Below are 17,796 nucleotides of genomic sequence, written 5' to 3' on the forward strand. Positions count from 1 at the left end.
ATCAGCAAGACGTTTGGTTGGCGCGTCCCTCTTTCATGGGCCATTAATTAATCTCTTTATTCCTGCTAATGAACAAAAAAGAAACGCCCCCAGTTAATCGTGTTAGGAGCGTTTCTCTTTTCAGCGTGTTGTTTTAAAACTGCTCATACAAGTATATTGACGCATTAATTTTCTTTCTTGGATAAGAGCAGGGCTTGCTTGATATCTTTTAATGAGGAGGATTTCCCGTACATCAACACACCTCCCCGGTACACACGCGCTCCGAGAATAGCCAGCCCGATAATCGTTGCCACGAGCAGCCCGATGGAAAGCGCAACTTCCCAAAAAGGAATCTCTAGCATGCCTACGCGTAAAAACATGAGTAAAGGCGTGAAAAACGGGATGAAGGACGTAACCACGATAAAAGGCGAATCCGGCATGCCAAGTCCGAACATCGCAATCAGAAATGACGCGATAATCAGCATCATCATGGGAGCCACCACTTGCTGCGCATCTTCAAGTCTGCTTACCAATGACCCGAGTGTTGCTGCAAGCGTCGCATAAAGCAAGTAACCTAAAAGGAAGAAGATGACAGCATAAACAATGGTTGCGGTCTCCCCTCCTTGAATATTAAATAGTTCCAATGCTCCATTCTGGCCCGATGTCTCTCCTACTTGCAATGAGAGATAACCAGCTAAGAGAAACAAACCGAATTGAGTCAACCCAAGTAAGGCAATGCCACCGATTTTAGCAAACATCTGCGAAACCGGAGACACACTGGAAATAAGAATCTCCATCACACGGCTAGATTTCTCAGTAGCCACTTCAGTAGATATCATACTGCCATACATCATGACAGCAAAATACATAAAGAAAAGCATGATATATACAAGCCCGCGCGCTTGATCAAGTTCTTCAGCGGTTTTTGCGGATTCCTCTAAAGCTTCTTTACTGAACGTAACGGGCGCAAATACCTCCTGTACCGTTTCCTGATCCACGCCCGCTTGTTCTGTAGCCATGGCAACTTTCACCTGTTGCAACCCCTGACGGATAGGATCGCTTGTTGTTGTAGAGGCCACTTGGTCAGCATAAAATGTAGCCGTCGGAAGCCCGGAATCATTCAAGGAGATGTCGACCACTGCGTCGTACTCCTCAGCTTCAACCGCTTGCTGAGCCTCTTGCAATGAGCCTTCGAATGACTCAAGTTCCATGTCACCCTGGCCGATATTCGCAACCTGCTGTTGCAGTGACGCTGTAATGTCTTCCTCTTCACTCACCACAGCCACTCGCGTCGTTTCCTCATCTCCACTAAACGTATCGATGATGGTCTGCAAGTTGGTCAAAGCAAAAATCAAAGCCAGCGTCACCAGTGTTACGATTAGAAAGGATTTCGTCTTCACACGGTTCAGATACGTATGCGATAACATAATCCAGAATTTATTCATAAGAAGCGCCTACCTTCTCAATAAAAATATCATTTAATGACGGTTCTTCTAAATCAAACGTACGGACAAAACCTTTCCCTTGTAAAGCATTCAAAACGTCCTGAGAAACCTCTTCATTTGCAATCTGCAAATCGCAGCCTTCACTGGACGGTTTGTATTTAGTCACGCCATTTAAATCTTTTAAGAATGCAACATCAAAATCTGCCTTGACACGGACATTCTTCTTCCCAAATGACCGCTTGATTTCTTTCAGCTTTCCGTGAACGGCCGGGGTTCCATGGTGCAAGATGCATAAGTGTTCACAAAGCTCTTCAACATGGTCCATACGGTGCGACGAAAACACAATAGACGTTCCCGCTTCCTTCAATTCAATGACAGCTGATTTTAGCATTTCAACGTTTACCGGATCCAAACCTGAGAAAGGTTCATCTAATATGAGCAATTTCGGTTTATGTATGACAGCCGAAATGAATTGAATTTTCTGTTGGTTCCCCTTGGAGAGCTCTTCAACCTTCTTCGTTTTGTAATCAGGGACTTTGAACTTCTCAAGCCAGCCTTCGAGTTCTTTAACAGCATCCATTTTGTTCATACCTCTTAATTTGGCTAGATATACCAGTTGATCTTTAACGGTCAGCTTTGGATAAAGCCCCCGTTCTTCTGGCAAATAGCCGATCAAATGACTCTTATCGTAATTAATCCGATCATTGTTCCAGCTTATCTCTCCCTCCGTTTGATCTATTAATCCCAGAATCATGCGGAAGGTAGTGGTCTTCCCTGCTCCATTAGCTCCCAGAAAACCAAATATCTGTTTTTCTGGAATTTCCAAATTCAGTTGATCAACAGCTGTGAAATTGCCAAAACGTTTGGTTACCTGATTGAGTTTTAACGTCATTCGCTTTACTCCTCTCATATCTTTCTAACATTACGTGTAACACGACTAAAAGTTTCACCCCCCGAAAAAACTTTTTCATATATCCTTTCAACCGATCTATGGTAAGATGAAAAATGAATACATATTCAGGGAGTGATCCATATGAAAACATACTTTCTAACGGTTTTTGAGCAAGATGGAACAAACATACTTGATGACACGTTTGAAGCCGATACAGATGATCAAGCTAAAAAAATTGGTCAAGCTAAATTAGCTGAACACGGTTATGAGGACCAAACACATCGATGTGTAGCCCCTGAAGGACATCTCGTTTTATTCCACCGCTAACCAATTTGATCAATCAACAACGGTTTACAGGACCTTGGAAAAAATCAGGTCGCGCCTTCACTAGGCGCGACCCTTTTATTAATACCCCTTAAACACCGGGTCTCTTTTTTCAAAAAAAGCCTGTACGCCTTCTTTGTGATCGTGAGACTGACGAAGATCCCACTGGGTTTTCCGTTCTTTCTCTAAATATTCCATCAACTTTGCAGTCCCATATTGATGATATATCTGCTTTGTTGCAATCATTGCTTTAAGCGGACGTCGACTCCATTTCAATGCCAACGCATCAGCTTCTTCAAAAATATCCCCATCGACCACCTCATCTACTAAATGATGATCAAATGCCTCTTTAGCTCGTAATTCTTCGCCATTCCAGGCAAATTGTTTAGCTTTGTGAGTGCCGAGACGCTCCTGAAGCCAAAAATGGCCGCCGCCATCAGGCACTAAACCAATGCCAATAAAATTCATCGACACTTTTGCGTCAGGTTCAGCCATTATATAGTCAGCTGATAAGGCAATACTTAAACCCAAACCAACCACTGGACCATGAATCGCCGAAATGACCACCTTAGGCATGGTGTAAATCTTCGTGACAATTTTTTCTATATCCTTCATAACGTCATCAAAAGCTTCCGGTTGTGCAATCTGTTCCATCATGCTAATATCGCCACCTGCGCAAAAACCACTACCGGCACCTGACAGGACGACGACTTGAGCTTCGTTCTTCTCAACTTCACTTATGACTTCTACAAATTCAGAGAGCATTTCAGCATTCAAAGCATTATATTTTTCGCCGCGATTAATTCGTAAATGAACGACATTATCTTTTTGTTCAACCTCAAAATAGCTCACAGAAATCCCCTTTCCATTTTATCTCATCTTCTATTGGTAATTTCGGGTTGATTGTTCCTAATTCCTGCATTATTCGACAGAAAGAACATAATTTTGATAAAACGCTTGTGTGTGTTCGTCATATCGTTTGCGCACTTAATTTTTGTTCGTTGTTACATGATCACGTTTTGGTCCTGTACCGCTTTATTTGTAAAGTTAGGCTAACGTTAGAGCTGTTATATTTGAAGAATTTAAACCTTGACAAGTTACAGTACCTTGCGTTACTATATAGCAGTAACAAGTAACACAAACTACCTGTGCATGCAGAGTAGGAAACAAAGCGACATGGAGGTAAATATTGGATAATTTTAGAGAGATGCTGAAAGGAGTGCTCGAGGGCTGTGTGCTTGAGATCATCAACCGTGGCGAAACATACGGCTATGAAATCACGCAACAGCTGAGAGAACTTGGCTTCACTGATGTCGTTGAAGGCACCGTTTATACGATCACCATGCGACTAGAGAAGAACAATCTGGTAGACATCGAGAAAAAGCCCTCCACTATGGGGCCACCGAGAAAATTTTACACGCTTAACGAAGCAGGCCAAGAACACCTTGCGACCTTTTGGAAAAAATGGGAATTTGTCTCAAGCAAAATTAATGAGCTCAAAAAATAAAATCAAAAGGAGATATACGATGAGTATTTTTGAAAAAATTATCGGAAACCTGAATGATAAGCGGGAATGGAAAGCTATGGAGGCACGTGCGCAGTCACTTCCAAGTGAGTATCACAACGCTTACAAAGCGATTCAAAAGTATATGTGGACCATTGGCGGTCTTACGGATTGGAGGTCCATGAGCCGTATCTTTAACGGCATTCTCGACCTGTTTGAAGAAGGCGCAGCGGAAGACAAGAAAGTCACTGAGCTTACAGGTGATGATGTAGCGGCTTTCTGCGACGAACTCGTTAAGGACGAGAAAACGTGGCAGGACAAATATCGTATAAAGTTGAACGATACGATTGGTCGTAACTAACACAGTAATCCCTATGACGTGGATGTTACTTTACATCACTAGACGAAACGGGGAAGCACCTCGGCAATGAATCGAATCAAACGATAGGGATAAGTAAATTGAATACGTAACACTGACTGAATAGACGCTACAAAGATACATGCCCTTTTCGCTATTCAGTTTTATTTTTAACTCAGTAATAAGTAATACAGATTATCAGTCAAACAAATTAGTGGTAATTAGGAGCGCTTTGACTGAAGGTGACTACTATATGCGGGCTTGCTGCATTTAATAAGGAGGAAAAAATGAATAACACAGCGATTTCTATAAAAGGGTTAACGAAATCTTTTAAAGCTCAGAAAGTCCTAACGGGTGTGGATTTTGAGGTACAACGAGGCGAAATTTTCGCATTGCTTGGCTCAAATGGCGCGGGCAAGACGACAACAATTAACATTCTCTCAACACTGATGAAACCTGAGAGCGGCAAAGTAAGTGTTTGCGGATTTGACATTCAGCGTGAGCCGGATCATGTTCGCCAAAGCATCAGCCTGACTGGTCAATTCGCAGCTTTAGACGGCATGCTCACGGGCAAGGAAAATCTGATAATGATCGCCAAGTTACGGAATGTTTCCAATCCCGCTCAAGTTGCTGATCAATTACTTGCAAAATTCAGCCTGAACGATGCAGCCAACCGCCGCGCCGACACGTATTCAGGGGGAATGAAGCGCCGGCTTGACATCGCCATGAGTCTGATTGGGTCTCCTGCAGTCATATTTCTCGACGAACCGACGGCAGGGCTTGACCCCGAAGCGCGTAATGAAGTCTGGACTACCATAAGGGAGCTTGCTGGCAGTGGCACGACCATCTTGTTGACGACACAGTATCTAGAGGAAGCTGAACAACTTGCGGACCGTATCGCCATCCTGCATGGCGGAAAAATCATCACGACCGGAACCCTTAACGAACTGAAGGAGATGTTCCCCCCTGCAAAAGTGGAGTACATCGAGAAGCAGCCGACATTGGAGGACATTTTCCTCTCGATCATCGGCAAAAAAGGAGGAGATATAAATGAAGAGTAAAACAGGGGTATTACTAGGGCGTTTAATGCGCACCATTATGCGCAGCCCGGATACGATCATTACCGTGGCGATTACGCCGATTATGCTGCTTTTGCTTTTTGTTTATGTATTTGGTGGCGCCATAGAGACAGGCACGGGGAACTACGTCAATTATTTATTACCGGGAATCTTGCTGATTGCTATTGCATCCGGCGTTGCTTACACTTCCTTAAGGCTATTTAATGATGTGAAGAGCGGGCTGATGTCACGATTCATTACCATGCCCATCAAGCGCTCGGCGGTATTGTGGGCTCACGTATTGACCTCGCTTGTTTCCAATGCCCTTACTGTGGTAGTGGTTATCCTGGTTGCGCTCTTAATGGGCTTCCGTACCAGTGCTGAGCTCCTGGATTGGCTCGTCGTCGCTGGCATACTCGGGCTATTTACGCTAGCATTGACATGGCTTGCGGTCATTCCTGGTTTAACAGCGAAATCGATGGAAGGAGCGACTGCCTACTCGTACCCGCTGATTTTCCTGCCGTTTATCAGTTCGGCTTTTGTCCCTACCGAAACCATGCCTAAATTGGTCCGTGCGTTCGCTGAGAATCAGCCCGTAACTTCCATCGTGAATACAATACGTGCTCTTTTGTTTGAAGGGACTGCCGGCGATGGTATATGGACAGCACTTGCCTGGTGTGTCGGGATCATGGTCATCGCTTACTTCTTCGCCACCAAAGAATTTAAACGCCAGTTAGGGTAGGTTGCCCGTGGAAAGCGAAGTGTTTTGACGAAGCGGTCATATACCTCTTTCTCAGTAGAGGATTGGGACATAAATACAAAGAAAATTATATTAGCGTAGTCAAAACACGAAGACTCCCTCCGAAAAAGTTGATACATCAAGGGTTATAAGCTGTTTTGATCAATTGAAAAAATTTTTTATGCTCCAACGATATGCAATAATATTCCTTTTCTTCAATATTTAGTCATTTATGGTTACGCGTTGCGTTTCTTAATTGAATCAGGGTTTGGTTTTACATTAAACGATGCACCCTGGATCTCTGCTTTCTTATGAGGACGTACCCTCCCATGTCTCTTGGCGTCGCGCGCCCACATTTCTTCGTTCGGTCTCATCATAAGGCAGAGGCCAGCCTATTTCTCCTGCTTGGACTCGTAGTCTGTCGTCTCACGTTGCGCCAGCTTCTCCGTGTCATCTTATGAGTTAGATAAATGGTGGTTCACGCGGCCTGTTTGAGGCAGAGGAGGTCCTGTTTCATTCGGTCCTCACTGAAATGAACCTGGTGATGGGATAAACCAAAAAAGATTTTCAAGAGTTTCCCGCAAAGCACGACCATAGCTTCCTTATTCTTCAAAGGATTGGTGGAGCGAGTAGTATAGTATCGATACAATTCCTGAAATACACTGTTATTCTGAATCAAAGGCAAAATGGCACGATATAGAAGGCTTCTGAGACGTTTCCTCCCGCGTTTAGAAATCTCCTTAACTCCTTCGTGTTTTCCGGAAGAGTTCTCACGCAGTGTCAACCCCGCTAATTTAATGAGTTGGCGTGGGTGCTTGTACTGCTTAAGGGACCCGGTCTCAGCCAGTAATTCAATGACTGTGTTCTCCCCAATACCCGGAATGGATAAAAGGTGCTCGTATTCCTCAAGCTGTGAAGCCAATTCGGCCAATCGGGTCTCGATCTCTTTTAATCGACGTTCGACAAGAAGGAATTGGTCGACAAGGGTGGCGATTTCAACGGGCCATCTCTGTTCCTTGCGTAAGACCAATGGAGCGTGTGGCTTCATGCTTCATTTCTTGAATCTTTTTCTTCGCAGGGGAACGTACACCTGCTTTTTCTTTATAGATCAGCACTAGTTCTTCTACCTCTGAATCGATTAGGTCTTGGGGAAACGGTGTGTGCTTTAAAATCGCACAAGCCAACTGTCCGAAGCCTTTAATAACCGTTTTAAATTCCGGGAAGTATTGATCTAACCAACCCGTCATCTGGTTTTTCAGACGTGCCTGTTCCTCTTTGAGCTTCCTTTTCATGGACGAACCGTTTCTCAGTTCAGCTTCCACCCCATCTGGAATCCTGGGGTAGCTGAAATAGCCACTAACTACGAGTTTGCCAATGACACGCGCATCCTTTAGATCGGTTTTCGTTTGAAGGTTATCATCAAACTCTTTCGTTCTCTTGACGTGCATGGGATTGACGACCACGAAAGGAATATCCGCCTCCATCAGGAAGGAAGCAAAATTCATCCAGTAATGACCCGTGGGTTCAAACCCGATCAGAACGCTGCCCTTCTTGTGACGTTGAAGCCATTTATCCACGTTTGCCCGAAAGTCTTCAAAACCTTCCAAGCTTTGACTAAAACCAAGGGGGCGTTGTAGTTCGCGCCCGCGATCGTCCAAGGGGCAGGCATAGTGCGTTTCCTTAGCGATGTCGATCCCGATTATGAGGGAGTCTTCGGTGATTTGATTTATTTTATTATTCCTATTATGATTCAAGAGGAGTCCTCCTTTTGATGTTTGTATTTGGTTGTACAAATGCATCATAACGGAGGGCTTTTTTTATACAAGAACCTCTTTACTAAATCCCACAGGAATCTCCTGCGGGAACAGCGCGAGCCGAAGATCCCGCAGAAAAGCGGTCTTTGCTTTTCGAGGAAGCTGAGGCCGTGCCCGCGGAAAGCGAAGTGTTTTGAAGAAGCAGTCATAAAACACCCCGGAAGTTAGACTTTTTACTCTAACTTCCGGGGTGCACTACCAAATCGTTCGGCATTTTTGTGTTTCATTTCGTTTTGTTGCCGCTTCTTTGATTGCAAGCAACAGAAATCACCTTATTGTTCAGGGTTTTCTTGAGATTCATCACCGTATAATTCTTCTAACGGCTTCGTGATGATCTGGCTCACTTCATTAATGACAGTATTTAAGCGCTGTTCCTGTTCCATAAGCTTAGAAATCTCAGGATGCTGCTGAACTGTTTCAACGACTTTTCGAGCTTGTTCAACTTCTTCCTCAGAGATTTCTTCGCCTTGCATTTGCTTTTGCTGCAAGTCAATCTGAGTTTGGCGGAAGTTGTCAAACATCTGTTTGGCAGATTCATCACTCATCACTTTTTCATAAGCTTCTTTCAAAGAAGTGAATTCATCACTCGTGCGGATTGCTTTTTCTAAATCATATGCATGATCATAAATGTTTGCCATTATTGATAAACCTCCTAAATTTTTTACCTTCTCTTAACCCTTACCCACTATAACAAACGAGTAACCTTCTGTATAGCGTTAAACAAATCTAACCGATAAACATAACAAGAATACCTTGGATGATACCAATCATTCCCCCTAATAAAGCTCCTAAGAACGTGATCATTTTGAATTCGCGCCGAGAAATGCCTAGCACCATGTCCTCGAGACGCTCAACAGAGAAAGATTCCACTTCTTCTTGAACGATGGTGGACAAATGAAGATTGTCCATAATTTGTTCGATGCGGTCGGATAGAAGATTGATGAATTGATCCACCAATACTGGAAAACCTTGTTGAAGAATCACGTTCCGGTACGGTTTCGTCCAATCTGCTACTGAACGGTTCAACCAGTCATTAATGGGCAACACGTTTGCAACCTGGACACCTAACGTACTAGAAATCGTATCAGCTCCGATTTTTCTCTCTATTTCGCCAATAGGTTTATTGAGCCACACCTGCCATTCATTGGTCAGCAGTTCGTGCAACCATTCACGTGTTTCACCGGCATTGACGTATTGCAAAATGGCCGGATGAATACGATCTGTCATGTTCTCAGGACTCACGAATGACGAAATCATACTTCCGAATACTCCCCGCTCCTGTAAGTAATTTTCAATGAGGGCGGAAATTTTCATGCGTCCTTCCTGGCTATTAAGATAGTCGCTCAATTGGCGCTGAATATGTTCAGAGAGCGTTGCAATGCCATGTTGAGCTTTCATTTGCAAGTGCTCTGGAAGCATCTCTTTAACAGTATGATGGCGCCACTCTTTCATTGTGGTTTCATATCTTTCTTCCACCCAGGAAGCCAACTTCTTTTCAATCTCTTCTTTAGACACATCGACATTGAAGCGGGCAAGCATTTCCTCTGCCGACTCTTCTCTGTTCAATACGTGTTCAAGTTCATCCTGCCCCCAGTTTACGAGTTGCTCTTGAAAATCTGAATGTTTCAGTTTTTTCCGTAGCCCTTCAGCCGTTAATAAATGCTGAACAACCATTCTACCTAATTGCTCGGCCAATTCTTTCTGGCGCTTCGGTATTAACCCTGGTGTAAAGGGAAGTCGAAAGTTACCCATATATTTTGCCTGGAAAGGGCGAAACAACATCCGAATAGCTAACGAGTTCGTCACTCCCCCAATTAAAGCACCTATAAAAAACATTAGCCCGATCAACATTACTGCGTTCATACCATCACCCTTTCCGATTCCAGCGACCGCTTGATTTATTTAATGTTCTTCACCTTATCATTAGTAAATATTGGCTTTCAACGCATGGATTATTTTTGGGAAGCCTAGCTGTAAGGAGGTGTCCACTTGTGAAAAAAAATCGCTTATCCCACCAGGCCCCGGAAGGAAAAAATAAGCTTGAACTCGATGTTGATCGAATGATCAACGAAGGTATGGCCGGAGGGACAGTCCGGTTGACCTATGGACGAGAGCAAATAGGTGAAACACATCCCATTCCAGAAGAGGAGTAACCTCTTCTGGTACCTTAAAGCCGGGGCAGCCGACAATCAGCCCCGGCTTTAACACGTGTCAGCGATGTCCCACTCCCACTTCTTCCATTGTTAATCATGTCATTATTGTTATAATGAAAGATAATTTCACGTAAAGGAAGAGACCCATGAACGATATCCAGCGATTAAAACAACTTTACCCTTCTTTAACCGTTTGGGAGCCATTTCACACGTATCACCACCATGATTTGTCATGGTTTTTTACAGAGGACCACACCATAATCGGAATCAACCAACAGGAATTGTCGGAACGTGAACGTGAGATGCTCAACATATTCCTTACACCCTGCAACCCGGAAAGTGGTGTAGCATCAGACCGTGCTCAAGCATGGCGAAAACTGATCTCCGCATCTGATGGAAGGGGCGATGTCTGGTGGGAAGACCAACCGGCTGCATACCGCTTCATTTTCTTCTCGCTCACTGAATTGACCTTAGATGTAACGGGTTTTTACGAAGCCATACAAAGCCTTTTTCCTAAGGAAATGCCGATATTATGGGAAACCCCTCATCTGGGCGTCATCATAGAAGAACTAGACCGCACTGAAGATGACCCGATCTCCTTTGAAAACATGATCGATGTGCTGATGAGCGATTTTTATATTAAGCTTCATGTCCACATTGGAGAATTCCATTTCGATCTAGCTGAAGCAGCCCATGCTTTTTCCATCACTCAACATGGATATGAGATGTCCACGCGTTATTTACGCAAACATGTCACCACATTTATTGATGTTCTTCCTTATTTCTACCTTGATCAGCTCCCGGAAGAGACCAGAACGTATATCATCAAAACTGTCTTAGGACCTGTTTCGGATGATACCGAGTTACTTCAAACCATTAAAGCATTCATCCAATGTAACTTTAATACCACACTCGCTGCTAAAGAATTGTATATGCATCGCAACAGCCTGCAATATCGAATTGATAAATTCATCGAGAAAACCGGCATTGATGTCCGGCAATTTGACGAAGCCCTCACCGCCTACCTGGCCATTCTGCAAATCGAACATCATTAATATGGACGACCTGCACAAATCCTACTTTGATCTTTGTGCAGGTCGTCCATTTACGTTTAGAAAGCGATGAGCTACACTAAGAACCATACTTAAGAAAGCGATTTCACATTATAGGAGGAATCATTGTGGCAGAATTGAAGCTGGATCAAATCAAGAAAGTCTACGACAAAGATGTCGTCGCCGTAGAGGACTTTAACCTGGATATTCAAGATAAAGAGTTTATTGTCTTTGTTGGCCCTTCAGGGTGCGGAAAATCAACGACCTTGCGTATGATTGCAGGACTCGAGGATATTACTGAAGGCGTTTTTGACATTGACGGTAAACGTATGAACGATGTAGCGCCAAAAGATAGAGACATTGCGATGGTATTTCAAAATTATGCCTTATACCCCCATATGAATGTTTATGACAATATGGCGTTTGGTTTGAAACTGCGTAAAATGGATAAAAAAGAAATCGACCGTCGCGTTCAAGATGCTGCCCAAATCCTCGGACTTGAAGCATTGCTGGACAGAAAACCGAAAGCCCTGTCCGGGGGGCAGCGTCAGCGTGTTGCGTTAGGACGAGCTATTGTACGGGATGCTAAGGTTTTCTTAATGGACGAGCCACTCTCTAACTTGGATGCCAAGCTCAGAGTGCAAATGAGAGCCGAAATCCAAAAACTGCACCAACGCTTGCAAACGACTACCATTTACGTCACGCACGACCAAACAGAGGCGATGACGATGGCCTCAAGATTGGTTGTCATGAAGGATGGGCTCATCCAACAGATGGGTGCACCAAAGGAAGTATATGATAGACCAGAAAACATGTTTGTAGGAGGCTTTATTGGCTCTCCAGCTATGAATTTCCTGTATGGCACTTTAAGAGAAGGCCACATCGAATTATCCGATGCAACGTTGGAGGTACCGGAAGGCAAGATGAAAGTCTTGCGCGATCAGAATTATGTTGATAAAGATATCACACTGGGAATTAGACCTGAGGATATTCATGATGAGCCTGTATTCATCAGCGCCAATCAGGGATCAAAAATTGATGCTCATGTAGAAGTTGCAGAACTGATGGGCTCAGAATCCTATTTATACTCAAGAGTAAACGATCAGGAATTTATTGCGCGCGTGGACGCTCGCTCTGAAGTTAATGGCGGAGACACCATAGAACTTGCCCTTGATATGAACAAGGCCCATTTCTTCGATAATGAGACTGAAGAACGGGTCAAATAAATATATTCCCGCGAAATGTCCAATTATGATTGGGCATTTCGCTTTTTTTATGCAGCAGCACTTATATAATTAAATCTAAGATTTAAATCCATAGAAAAAGGAGGAATGGCGCACCATTCCTCCTCCTTGCTATCATTATTTATTTTTGTTGTTGTTGACCACCGAATTGTTGTTCAGCCATTTGAACAAGACGCTTAGTGATCTCTCCTCCTACTGAACCGTTAGAACGGGAAGTAGAATCAGCACCAAGTTGTACACCGAATTCTTGAGCGATTTCGTATTTCATTTGGTCAAGTGCTTGTTGTACACCAGGGACAACTAATTGGTTTTGAGAGTTGTTGTTAGCCATGTTGTATTCACCTCCTGTGTAATTGTAGTATGACCCACAATTTAAAAAGCAATCACAAGAAGTTAATGGTAATTTTAGGTAATATTAATCACTCGGTTTCGTCATCGCTTTCGGATTCACCCATTCTTCAAATTGAGCTTCTGTAAGCATATCCAATTCGACCGCTGTTTGTTTAAGGGTTTGATTGCGTTCGAACGCGGTCTTTGCGATTTTAGCCGCATTTTCATAACCGATATGAGGATTTAAAGCAGTTACCAGCATTAACGAATCTTTAAGATATTGTTCGATCTGCTCATGATTAGGTTCCAATCCTCGCACGCAACGTTCATCAAAAGATTGCATACTATCAGCTAACAATTGTGAGGATTGCAAGAAATTATAAGCGATGACAGGCTTAAAGACATTCAATTCAAAATTACCTTGGCTTGCGGCAAAGCCGATGGACGCATCGTTCCCCATAATTTGAGCTGCTACCATCGTAACGGCTTCACTTTGCGTAGGATTGACCTTCCCAGGCATGATGGAACTACCTGGTTCATTGGCAGGAATCGTAATTTCACCAATGCCGCAGCGCGGGCCACTTGCCAGCCACCTTACATCATTCGCAATTTTCATCAAGTCAGCCGCGAGCGCTTTTAAAGCGCCATGAGCATAGACAAGTTCATCATGTGAGGTCAGTGAATGAAACTTGTTCGGTGCAGAGATGAAATTCTTGCCCGTTTCTTCATTGATGTGTTTGCAGACCATCTCAGAAAAATCAGGGTGAGCATTTAAGCCTGTTCCTACAGCCGTTCCGCCGATCGCTAGTTCCTTAACGTGGGGAAGGCTGTTCAAGATCATATTTTCAGTCTTCTCTAACATGCGGTGCCAACCGCTGATTTCTTGTCCCAATGTCAAAGGCGTGGCATCCTGCAGATGCGTACGCCCAATTTTAACAATCTCATCGAACGCGTCCATTTTTACTTTAAGTGTGTCTTTCAGCTGAATCAAAGCAGGTAAGACGTCATTTTCGACTTTTCTTACAGCAGCGACATGCATAGCAGTCGGATAAGTATCATTGGAGCTTTGTGATTTATTGACATCATCGTTCGGGTGAAGAACGAGCTCGCTTCCTTTGTTTTGCAACCATTCAGTCCCTACATAAGCGATCACTTCGTTCACATTCATGTTAGACTGCGTACCGCTTCCAGTCTGCCAAACCACTAATGGAAAATGCTCCTCCAATTCGCCTGAGACAATCAGGTCAGCTGCATAACCAATGGCGTCGGCCTTTTCCTTGTCCAATAAACCCAGTTCACTGTTAGCCTTAGCTGCACTCTTTTTAAGGATAGCAAAGCCTTCAATAACTTCAGCAGGCATCTGTTCATGTCCAATAGGGAAATTCTCTTTACTGCGCTGGGTTTGAGCTGCCCAGTATTTTTCTTTCGGTACCTTCATTTCGCCTAATGTATCTTTTTCGATACGATACTCCATGTATATCCTCCCTTTCACCTTAAAAGTCTCTCCTCGTTTATTGTACCAACTATACTGAGAACAATCATCATCCAGTCATCATAACGTTGACAAAAAAAGATAAAAAAACAGAAATTTTTCAGAAAAATTAATGTCAGACTATTTACACTTTTCTGATTAAAGTATATAATACGTGTAACAGGAAGAAAGGAGGCTGAAAGAACTACATAGCTTAAGACAAAAGGAGGGATGAACGAAGCGTCTTGTAGTGTTTTTAGCTTGATCTTCTAATTGGGTAAATGGTTTGTGGTAGTGATGATCGGGACCTGTAAGAGGTCCCTTTTTTTATGTGAACGGTTTCTTTTTTTAACTGCCACGACCGAGAAAATCATTTATAATAAATGAAAGTGATTTCTCTGAGGTGAAAAAAATGCCTAACGTGTGGACCCACATTCTATTGTGTGAAGATGTCATGGAGGGAGTCGGAGCGACTCCCTCCTATCAGCATGAAACTCCTTATTTCAACTTAGGGTCACAAGGCCCTGATCCTTTTTTTTATTATCATTTCTGGCCATTTATGAAAAGTTCCCCCGTCAGTGATTTAGGCGAACTCCTTCACACAGAAAACTGTGGCTCGTTCTTAATCGATCTGATTCAAGCAGGACGTACGGCCTCTACATCAGCACAAGCCTATATCATTGGATTTGTCACGCATCATTTCTTAGATCGGAAGACACACCCTTACATTCATTACCGAGCTGGTTACGAAGGGAGTAAACATCAGGAGCTGGAAGTTATTATTGATACGCTTCTCATGCAACGATTCCGTAACATCAATACATGGGAAGTGCCGGTGTTCACCGAAATTGACGTAGGTCCAACCATGGAAAATGATTTATTCAATCGAATTGATAAACGTATTAAAACTCATTATCCGGACCATGCTTCCAGGATGCCGGGCGACTATATTCAAGCATCTTACCGGGACATGAAAAGAGCATTAAAAATAATGTTCGACCCTTCCGGATGGAAAAATAAGATGATCGGTTACTACATTTCCTCATTTTCACATCAACCCGTTACGAATCATCACGATTTTTTAAATGAACGCGAGCAGGAGTGGCTCCATTCAGCGACAAAGGAGCCTTTTACAGCTTCATTTTTAACGCTGTTTGAGCAAGCACGAAATGAAGCCATTATCACCGTAGAAGCGATCATGAACTATTGGCAAGATCAACCTCACACTAATCTGCGAGACATCGAAACATTAATTGGGCACATATCCTATGATACCGGTGAACCATTAGCCTCTAATCAAGTCAACCAATTCAGCGAGCCTATCGTATAGTCCTCTATCATAAAGCATCACCAGCCCGCTTAGACTGGTGATGCTTTATTACGTATAAATATGGACTTCTTGATCGGGGTCCGTTTTGGCGTCCGCTTCTTTAATGCCTTTGTCGATATCAACGCGTTGCAATAAGATGATGCCTACTATAAAGAACAGTAATAACGATAGAATGCCGTATCGGCTCGAACCTGTCAATTGACCAACTAATGCGAACATAAACGGTCCAAAAATAGCTGCAAATTTGGCTGAAATACCGTAGAATCCATAAAATTCAGCATGGCGATCGCCGGGTACCATTTTTCCAAAAATAGAGCGGCTTAATGATTGAGCGCCACCTTGAACAAATCCAACGCATGTAGCCAATAAATAAAAGTGAAGCGCGCTGCTCATAAAGTAACCCAGGACTACGATCGCAATATACATGAACAAAGCAAATGTCAAAGCTCGCTTGGCCGTTACTTTGTCGGCAAGCCAGCCAAAGAAAAACGCAAATGGAATGCCAACAAATTGTGTAATCAGCAAAGCGATGATTAACGCGTTACTATCAATTCCAATCTCACGCCCATAAATGGTAGCCATCTTAATGATGGTGGAGATGCCGTCATTATAGAGCCAGAACGCAATCAGGAAAATAAGCAATTGCTTGTATTGGTTGATTTCTTTGAATGTACGTGTGACTCGTTTAAACCCGATTCGCACAATAGATCCTTGTTTCCGAGGGAGTGATTTCTTCTCTTCAAAAATATTTTTGAACAAAGGAATGGAAAAGATGAACCACCATATCCCGACTGATACGAACGACATTTGCGTCGCAAATGTACGGCTCGGAAACCCGAACCATTCAAACTTCATGATCATCAACAGATTGACCGCCAGTAATATACCGCCTCCAATATAGCCGAACGCAAATCCCCAGGCTGAAATGCGATCGATTGACTTTTCATCTGACACTTCCGGAAGAAAAGCATCGTAAAATACGTTCCCCCCTGAATATCCAATCGTACCGAGGACCATTAATATAGAAGCAAGTATATACTCTCCTTCTCCTACTAAAGCGAGGAGAATGCTGGCTACCATCCCCATGAATGCAAAAAACATTAAAAACTTCTTTTTAGCAGCAGAATAATCACTGATCGCCCCCAGAATAGGTGCCAAAACAGCTACAATCAGCACCGCTATAGATTGGGAATACCCCCAGTAGCTCGTGGCTAATGAATCATTCAAGCCTGAAGCCGCTACATCATAATAGAATATTGGAAGAACGGCAGCCATAATTGTAGTTGCAAAGGCGGAATTACCAAAATCATACAATACCCAGCTCATTACCGGCTTATTTTTCATTTTCTTCCCCCAATTTCAATTCACATCGTTTATACTAAGCATAGCAAATAAATTTATGAACATGTTTGTTTTTTGAAAGCTTTTACATATTTTCAATAAAGAGGTGATCCAATGAGAATTGCTGTATTCGGCGGAACAGGCCGTGTCGGTCAACGTTTTATAGAACTTGCACGTGAGGATGGGCATGAGGTGATCGCCTTGGTTAGGGATAAACAAGCTATCGAAGAAAAATATCCCGACATCGAGTTGGTTGAGGGCGATGTCAAAAATCGCGAATCTGTAGAAAAAACAATGCAAAATAGCGACATGGTTTTCAGCTCTCTTGGGACAGATAAAACGGACACGCTTTCAACTGGGGTACCCGTCATCATAAGGGCAATGGAGAATTTTCACATAACCAGGATTGTTACAATCGGCACAGCCGGGATTTTAGACAGCCGCTCCGAAACAGGAAAATACCGGTTTGAAACGCGAGAATCCAAACGGAAATCGACGTTTGCTGCCAAAGAACATTTAAAAGCCTATAAGGCTCTGCAGAACAGTCAGTTAAAATGGACGATTATTTGTCCGACCTATCTGCCTAGCGGTGAGGAACACGGCAACGTCAGACATGAAGAGGATTTTTTACCCGAACAGGGCGAAAAAATTACAGTCGGAGACACAGCAAGATTCGCTTATCATGAATTATTGTATGAACAACTCATTTACCACAGGGTGGGAATCTGTTACTAAAAAAGGCTGCAGGCTGGAAAGGTTTCG

18 protein-coding genes and 1 pseudogene are annotated in these 17,796 nt (G+C 43.3%); 10 read left to right on the top strand and 9 right to left on the bottom strand.

Going from position 1 to position 17,796, the window contains the following annotated elements; translation table 11 throughout:
* Window positions 1-164: 164 nt before the first annotated feature.
* Both HOP45_RS10490 and HOP45_RS10495 read right to left on the bottom strand, forming a co-directional pair.
* Entirely contained in the window at window positions 165-1,424 is a 1,260-nt protein-coding gene (locus HOP45_RS10490; RefSeq protein ID WP_181349248.1) for an ABC transporter permease, read from the bottom strand.
* Entirely contained in the window at window positions 1,417-2,316 is a 900-nt protein-coding gene (locus tag HOP45_RS10495) for an ABC transporter ATP-binding protein (RefSeq protein ID WP_181349249.1), read from the bottom strand. Before HOP45_RS10495 ends, HOP45_RS10490 begins: the two co-directional genes overlap by 8 nt.
* Before the next feature lie 141 nt (window positions 2,317-2,457).
* Here HOP45_RS10495 and HOP45_RS10500 point away from each other — a divergent pair, with 141 nt between their 5' ends.
* Complete coding sequence (locus HOP45_RS10500) at window positions 2,458-2,643, top strand: YhzD family protein (protein WP_181349250.1); 186 nt, start codon at window positions 2,458-2,460, stop codon at window positions 2,641-2,643.
* Window positions 2,644-2,721: 78 nt separating this feature from the next.
* Here HOP45_RS10500 and HOP45_RS10505 read toward each other — a convergent pair whose 3' ends face one another.
* Window positions 2,722-3,492: an enoyl-CoA hydratase gene (locus HOP45_RS10505; RefSeq protein WP_181349251.1), complete on the bottom strand. Its 771-nt coding sequence runs from the start codon at window positions 3,490-3,492 to the stop codon at window positions 2,722-2,724.
* A gap of 337 nt (window positions 3,493-3,829) precedes the next feature.
* Between HOP45_RS10505 and HOP45_RS10510 the strand changes: the two genes are divergently transcribed.
* The 4 genes from HOP45_RS10510 (at window position 3,830) to HOP45_RS10525 (ending at window position 6,302) form a co-directional block, all read left to right on the top strand.
* Window positions 3,830-4,147, top strand: a complete 318-nt coding sequence (locus HOP45_RS10510; protein WP_181349252.1) for a PadR family transcriptional regulator — start codon at window positions 3,830-3,832, stop codon at window positions 4,145-4,147.
* A 19-nt stretch (window positions 4,148-4,166) separates the two neighbouring features.
* Entirely contained in the window at window positions 4,167-4,505 is a 339-nt protein-coding gene (locus HOP45_RS10515; protein ID WP_181349253.1) for a DUF1048 domain-containing protein, read from the top strand.
* Window positions 4,506-4,789: 284 nt separating this feature from the next.
* Window positions 4,790-5,563 (top strand): ABC transporter ATP-binding protein, encoded by a 774-nt coding sequence (locus HOP45_RS10520; protein WP_181349254.1) that lies wholly within the window; start codon window positions 4,790-4,792, stop codon window positions 5,561-5,563.
* A complete protein-coding gene (locus HOP45_RS10525; protein WP_181349255.1) occupies window positions 5,553-6,302 on the top strand; it encodes an ABC transporter permease in 750 nt (249 codons plus the stop codon). The genes HOP45_RS10520 and HOP45_RS10525 overlap by 11 nt, the downstream gene beginning before the upstream one ends.
* 475 nt (window positions 6,303-6,777) lie before the next feature.
* Here the strand turns inward: HOP45_RS10525 and HOP45_RS21120 are convergent.
* From HOP45_RS21120 to HOP45_RS10540, 3 genes and pseudogenes are all read right to left on the bottom strand, one after another.
* Window positions 6,778-8,053: pseudogene (locus HOP45_RS21120) on the bottom strand (IS110 family RNA-guided transposase).
* Between the two features lie 332 nt (window positions 8,054-8,385).
* Window positions 8,386-8,751: a YlbF/YmcA family competence regulator gene (locus tag HOP45_RS10535; protein WP_181349256.1), complete on the bottom strand. Its 366-nt coding sequence runs from the start codon at window positions 8,749-8,751 to the stop codon at window positions 8,386-8,388.
* An 88-nt stretch (window positions 8,752-8,839) separates the two neighbouring features.
* Window positions 8,840-9,976 carry a DUF445 domain-containing protein gene (locus tag HOP45_RS10540; protein ID WP_181349257.1) on the bottom strand — a complete coding sequence of 379 codons (1,137 nt, stop codon included), beginning with the start codon at window positions 9,974-9,976 and terminating at the stop codon, window positions 8,840-8,842.
* Between the two features lie 128 nt (window positions 9,977-10,104).
* Between HOP45_RS10540 and HOP45_RS10545 the strand changes: the two genes are divergently transcribed.
* The 3 genes from HOP45_RS10545 (at window position 10,105) to HOP45_RS10555 (ending at window position 12,544) form a co-directional block, all read left to right on the top strand.
* Window positions 10,105-10,266 (top strand): hypothetical protein, encoded by a 162-nt coding sequence (locus HOP45_RS10545; RefSeq protein ID WP_181349258.1) that lies wholly within the window; start codon window positions 10,105-10,107, stop codon window positions 10,264-10,266.
* A gap of 146 nt (window positions 10,267-10,412) precedes the next feature.
* Window positions 10,413-11,321 carry a PucR family transcriptional regulator gene (locus HOP45_RS10550; protein WP_181349259.1) on the top strand — a complete coding sequence of 303 codons (909 nt, stop codon included), beginning with the start codon at window positions 10,413-10,415 and terminating at the stop codon, window positions 11,319-11,321.
* A 125-nt stretch (window positions 11,322-11,446) separates the two neighbouring features.
* Window positions 11,447-12,544 carry an ABC transporter ATP-binding protein gene (locus tag HOP45_RS10555; RefSeq protein ID WP_181349260.1) on the top strand — a complete coding sequence of 366 codons (1,098 nt, stop codon included), beginning with the start codon at window positions 11,447-11,449 and terminating at the stop codon, window positions 12,542-12,544.
* Window positions 12,545-12,683: 139 nt separating this feature from the next.
* Here HOP45_RS10555 and HOP45_RS10560 read toward each other — a convergent pair whose 3' ends face one another.
* Entirely contained in the window at window positions 12,684-12,893 is a 210-nt protein-coding gene (locus HOP45_RS10560; protein WP_181349261.1) for an alpha/beta-type small acid-soluble spore protein, read from the bottom strand.
* Window positions 12,894-12,977: 84 nt separating this feature from the next.
* Window positions 12,978-14,366, bottom strand: a complete 1,389-nt coding sequence (fumC, locus tag HOP45_RS10565) for a class II fumarate hydratase (protein WP_181349262.1) — start codon at window positions 14,364-14,366, stop codon at window positions 12,978-12,980.
* Window positions 14,367-14,775: 409 nt separating this feature from the next.
* On the opposite strand from fumC, the gene HOP45_RS10570 reads away from it, so the two are divergent.
* Entirely contained in the window at window positions 14,776-15,693 is a 918-nt protein-coding gene (locus HOP45_RS10570; protein WP_181349263.1) for a zinc dependent phospholipase C family protein, read from the top strand.
* Window positions 15,694-15,741: 48 nt separating this feature from the next.
* Here HOP45_RS10570 and HOP45_RS10575 read toward each other — a convergent pair whose 3' ends face one another.
* The gene (locus HOP45_RS10575; RefSeq protein ID WP_181349264.1) at window positions 15,742-17,037 is read right to left on the bottom strand and encodes an MFS transporter; all 1,296 of its coding nucleotides are present in this window, start codon (window positions 17,035-17,037) and stop codon (window positions 15,742-15,744) included.
* Window positions 17,038-17,148: 111 nt separating this feature from the next.
* On the opposite strand from HOP45_RS10575, the gene HOP45_RS10580 reads away from it, so the two are divergent.
* Window positions 17,149-17,769, top strand: a complete 621-nt coding sequence (locus HOP45_RS10580) for an NAD(P)-dependent oxidoreductase (RefSeq protein WP_181349265.1) — start codon at window positions 17,149-17,151, stop codon at window positions 17,767-17,769.
* Window positions 17,770-17,796: the final 27 nt, after the last annotated feature.

The organism is Thalassobacillus sp. CUG 92003 (assembly GCF_013618635.1).
In the GTDB taxonomy this organism is placed as follows: domain Bacteria; phylum Bacillota; class Bacilli; order Bacillales; family Halobacillaceae; genus CUG-92003.

Bases quoted from the DNA above. Each gene is read 5' to 3' on its own strand.
- HOP45_RS10550 (WP_181349259.1), top strand. From the start codon at position 10,413: ATGAACGATATCCAGCGATTAAAACAACTTTACCCTTCTTTAACCGTT.
- fumC (WP_181349262.1), bottom strand. From the start codon at position 14,366: ATGGAGTATCGTATCGAAAAAGATACATTAGGCGAAATGAAGGTACCG.
- HOP45_RS10540 (WP_181349257.1), bottom strand. From the start codon at position 9,976: ATGAACGCAGTAATGTTGATCGGGCTAATGTTTTTTATAGGTGCTTTA.
- HOP45_RS10560 (WP_181349261.1), bottom strand. From the start codon at position 12,893: ATGGCTAACAACAACTCTCAAAACCAATTAGTTGTCCCTGGTGTACAA.
- HOP45_RS10575 (WP_181349264.1), bottom strand. From the start codon at position 17,037: ATGAAAAATAAGCCGGTAATGAGCTGGGTATTGTATGATTTTGGTAAT.
- HOP45_RS10520 (WP_181349254.1), top strand. From the start codon at position 4,790: ATGAATAACACAGCGATTTCTATAAAAGGGTTAACGAAATCTTTTAAA.
- HOP45_RS10490 (WP_181349248.1), bottom strand. From the start codon at position 1,424: ATGAATAAATTCTGGATTATGTTATCGCATACGTATCTGAACCGTGTG.
- HOP45_RS10580 (WP_181349265.1), top strand. From the start codon at position 17,149: ATGAGAATTGCTGTATTCGGCGGAACAGGCCGTGTCGGTCAACGTTTT.
- HOP45_RS10525 (WP_181349255.1), top strand. From the start codon at position 5,553: ATGAAGAGTAAAACAGGGGTATTACTAGGGCGTTTAATGCGCACCATT.
- HOP45_RS10495 (WP_181349249.1), bottom strand. From the start codon at position 2,316: ATGACGTTAAAACTCAATCAGGTAACCAAACGTTTTGGCAATTTCACA.
- HOP45_RS10570 (WP_181349263.1), top strand. From the start codon at position 14,776: ATGCCTAACGTGTGGACCCACATTCTATTGTGTGAAGATGTCATGGAG.
- HOP45_RS10515 (WP_181349253.1), top strand. From the start codon at position 4,167: ATGAGTATTTTTGAAAAAATTATCGGAAACCTGAATGATAAGCGGGAA.
- HOP45_RS10535 (WP_181349256.1), bottom strand. From the start codon at position 8,751: ATGGCAAACATTTATGATCATGCATATGATTTAGAAAAAGCAATCCGC.
- HOP45_RS10500 (WP_181349250.1), top strand. From the start codon at position 2,458: ATGAAAACATACTTTCTAACGGTTTTTGAGCAAGATGGAACAAACATA.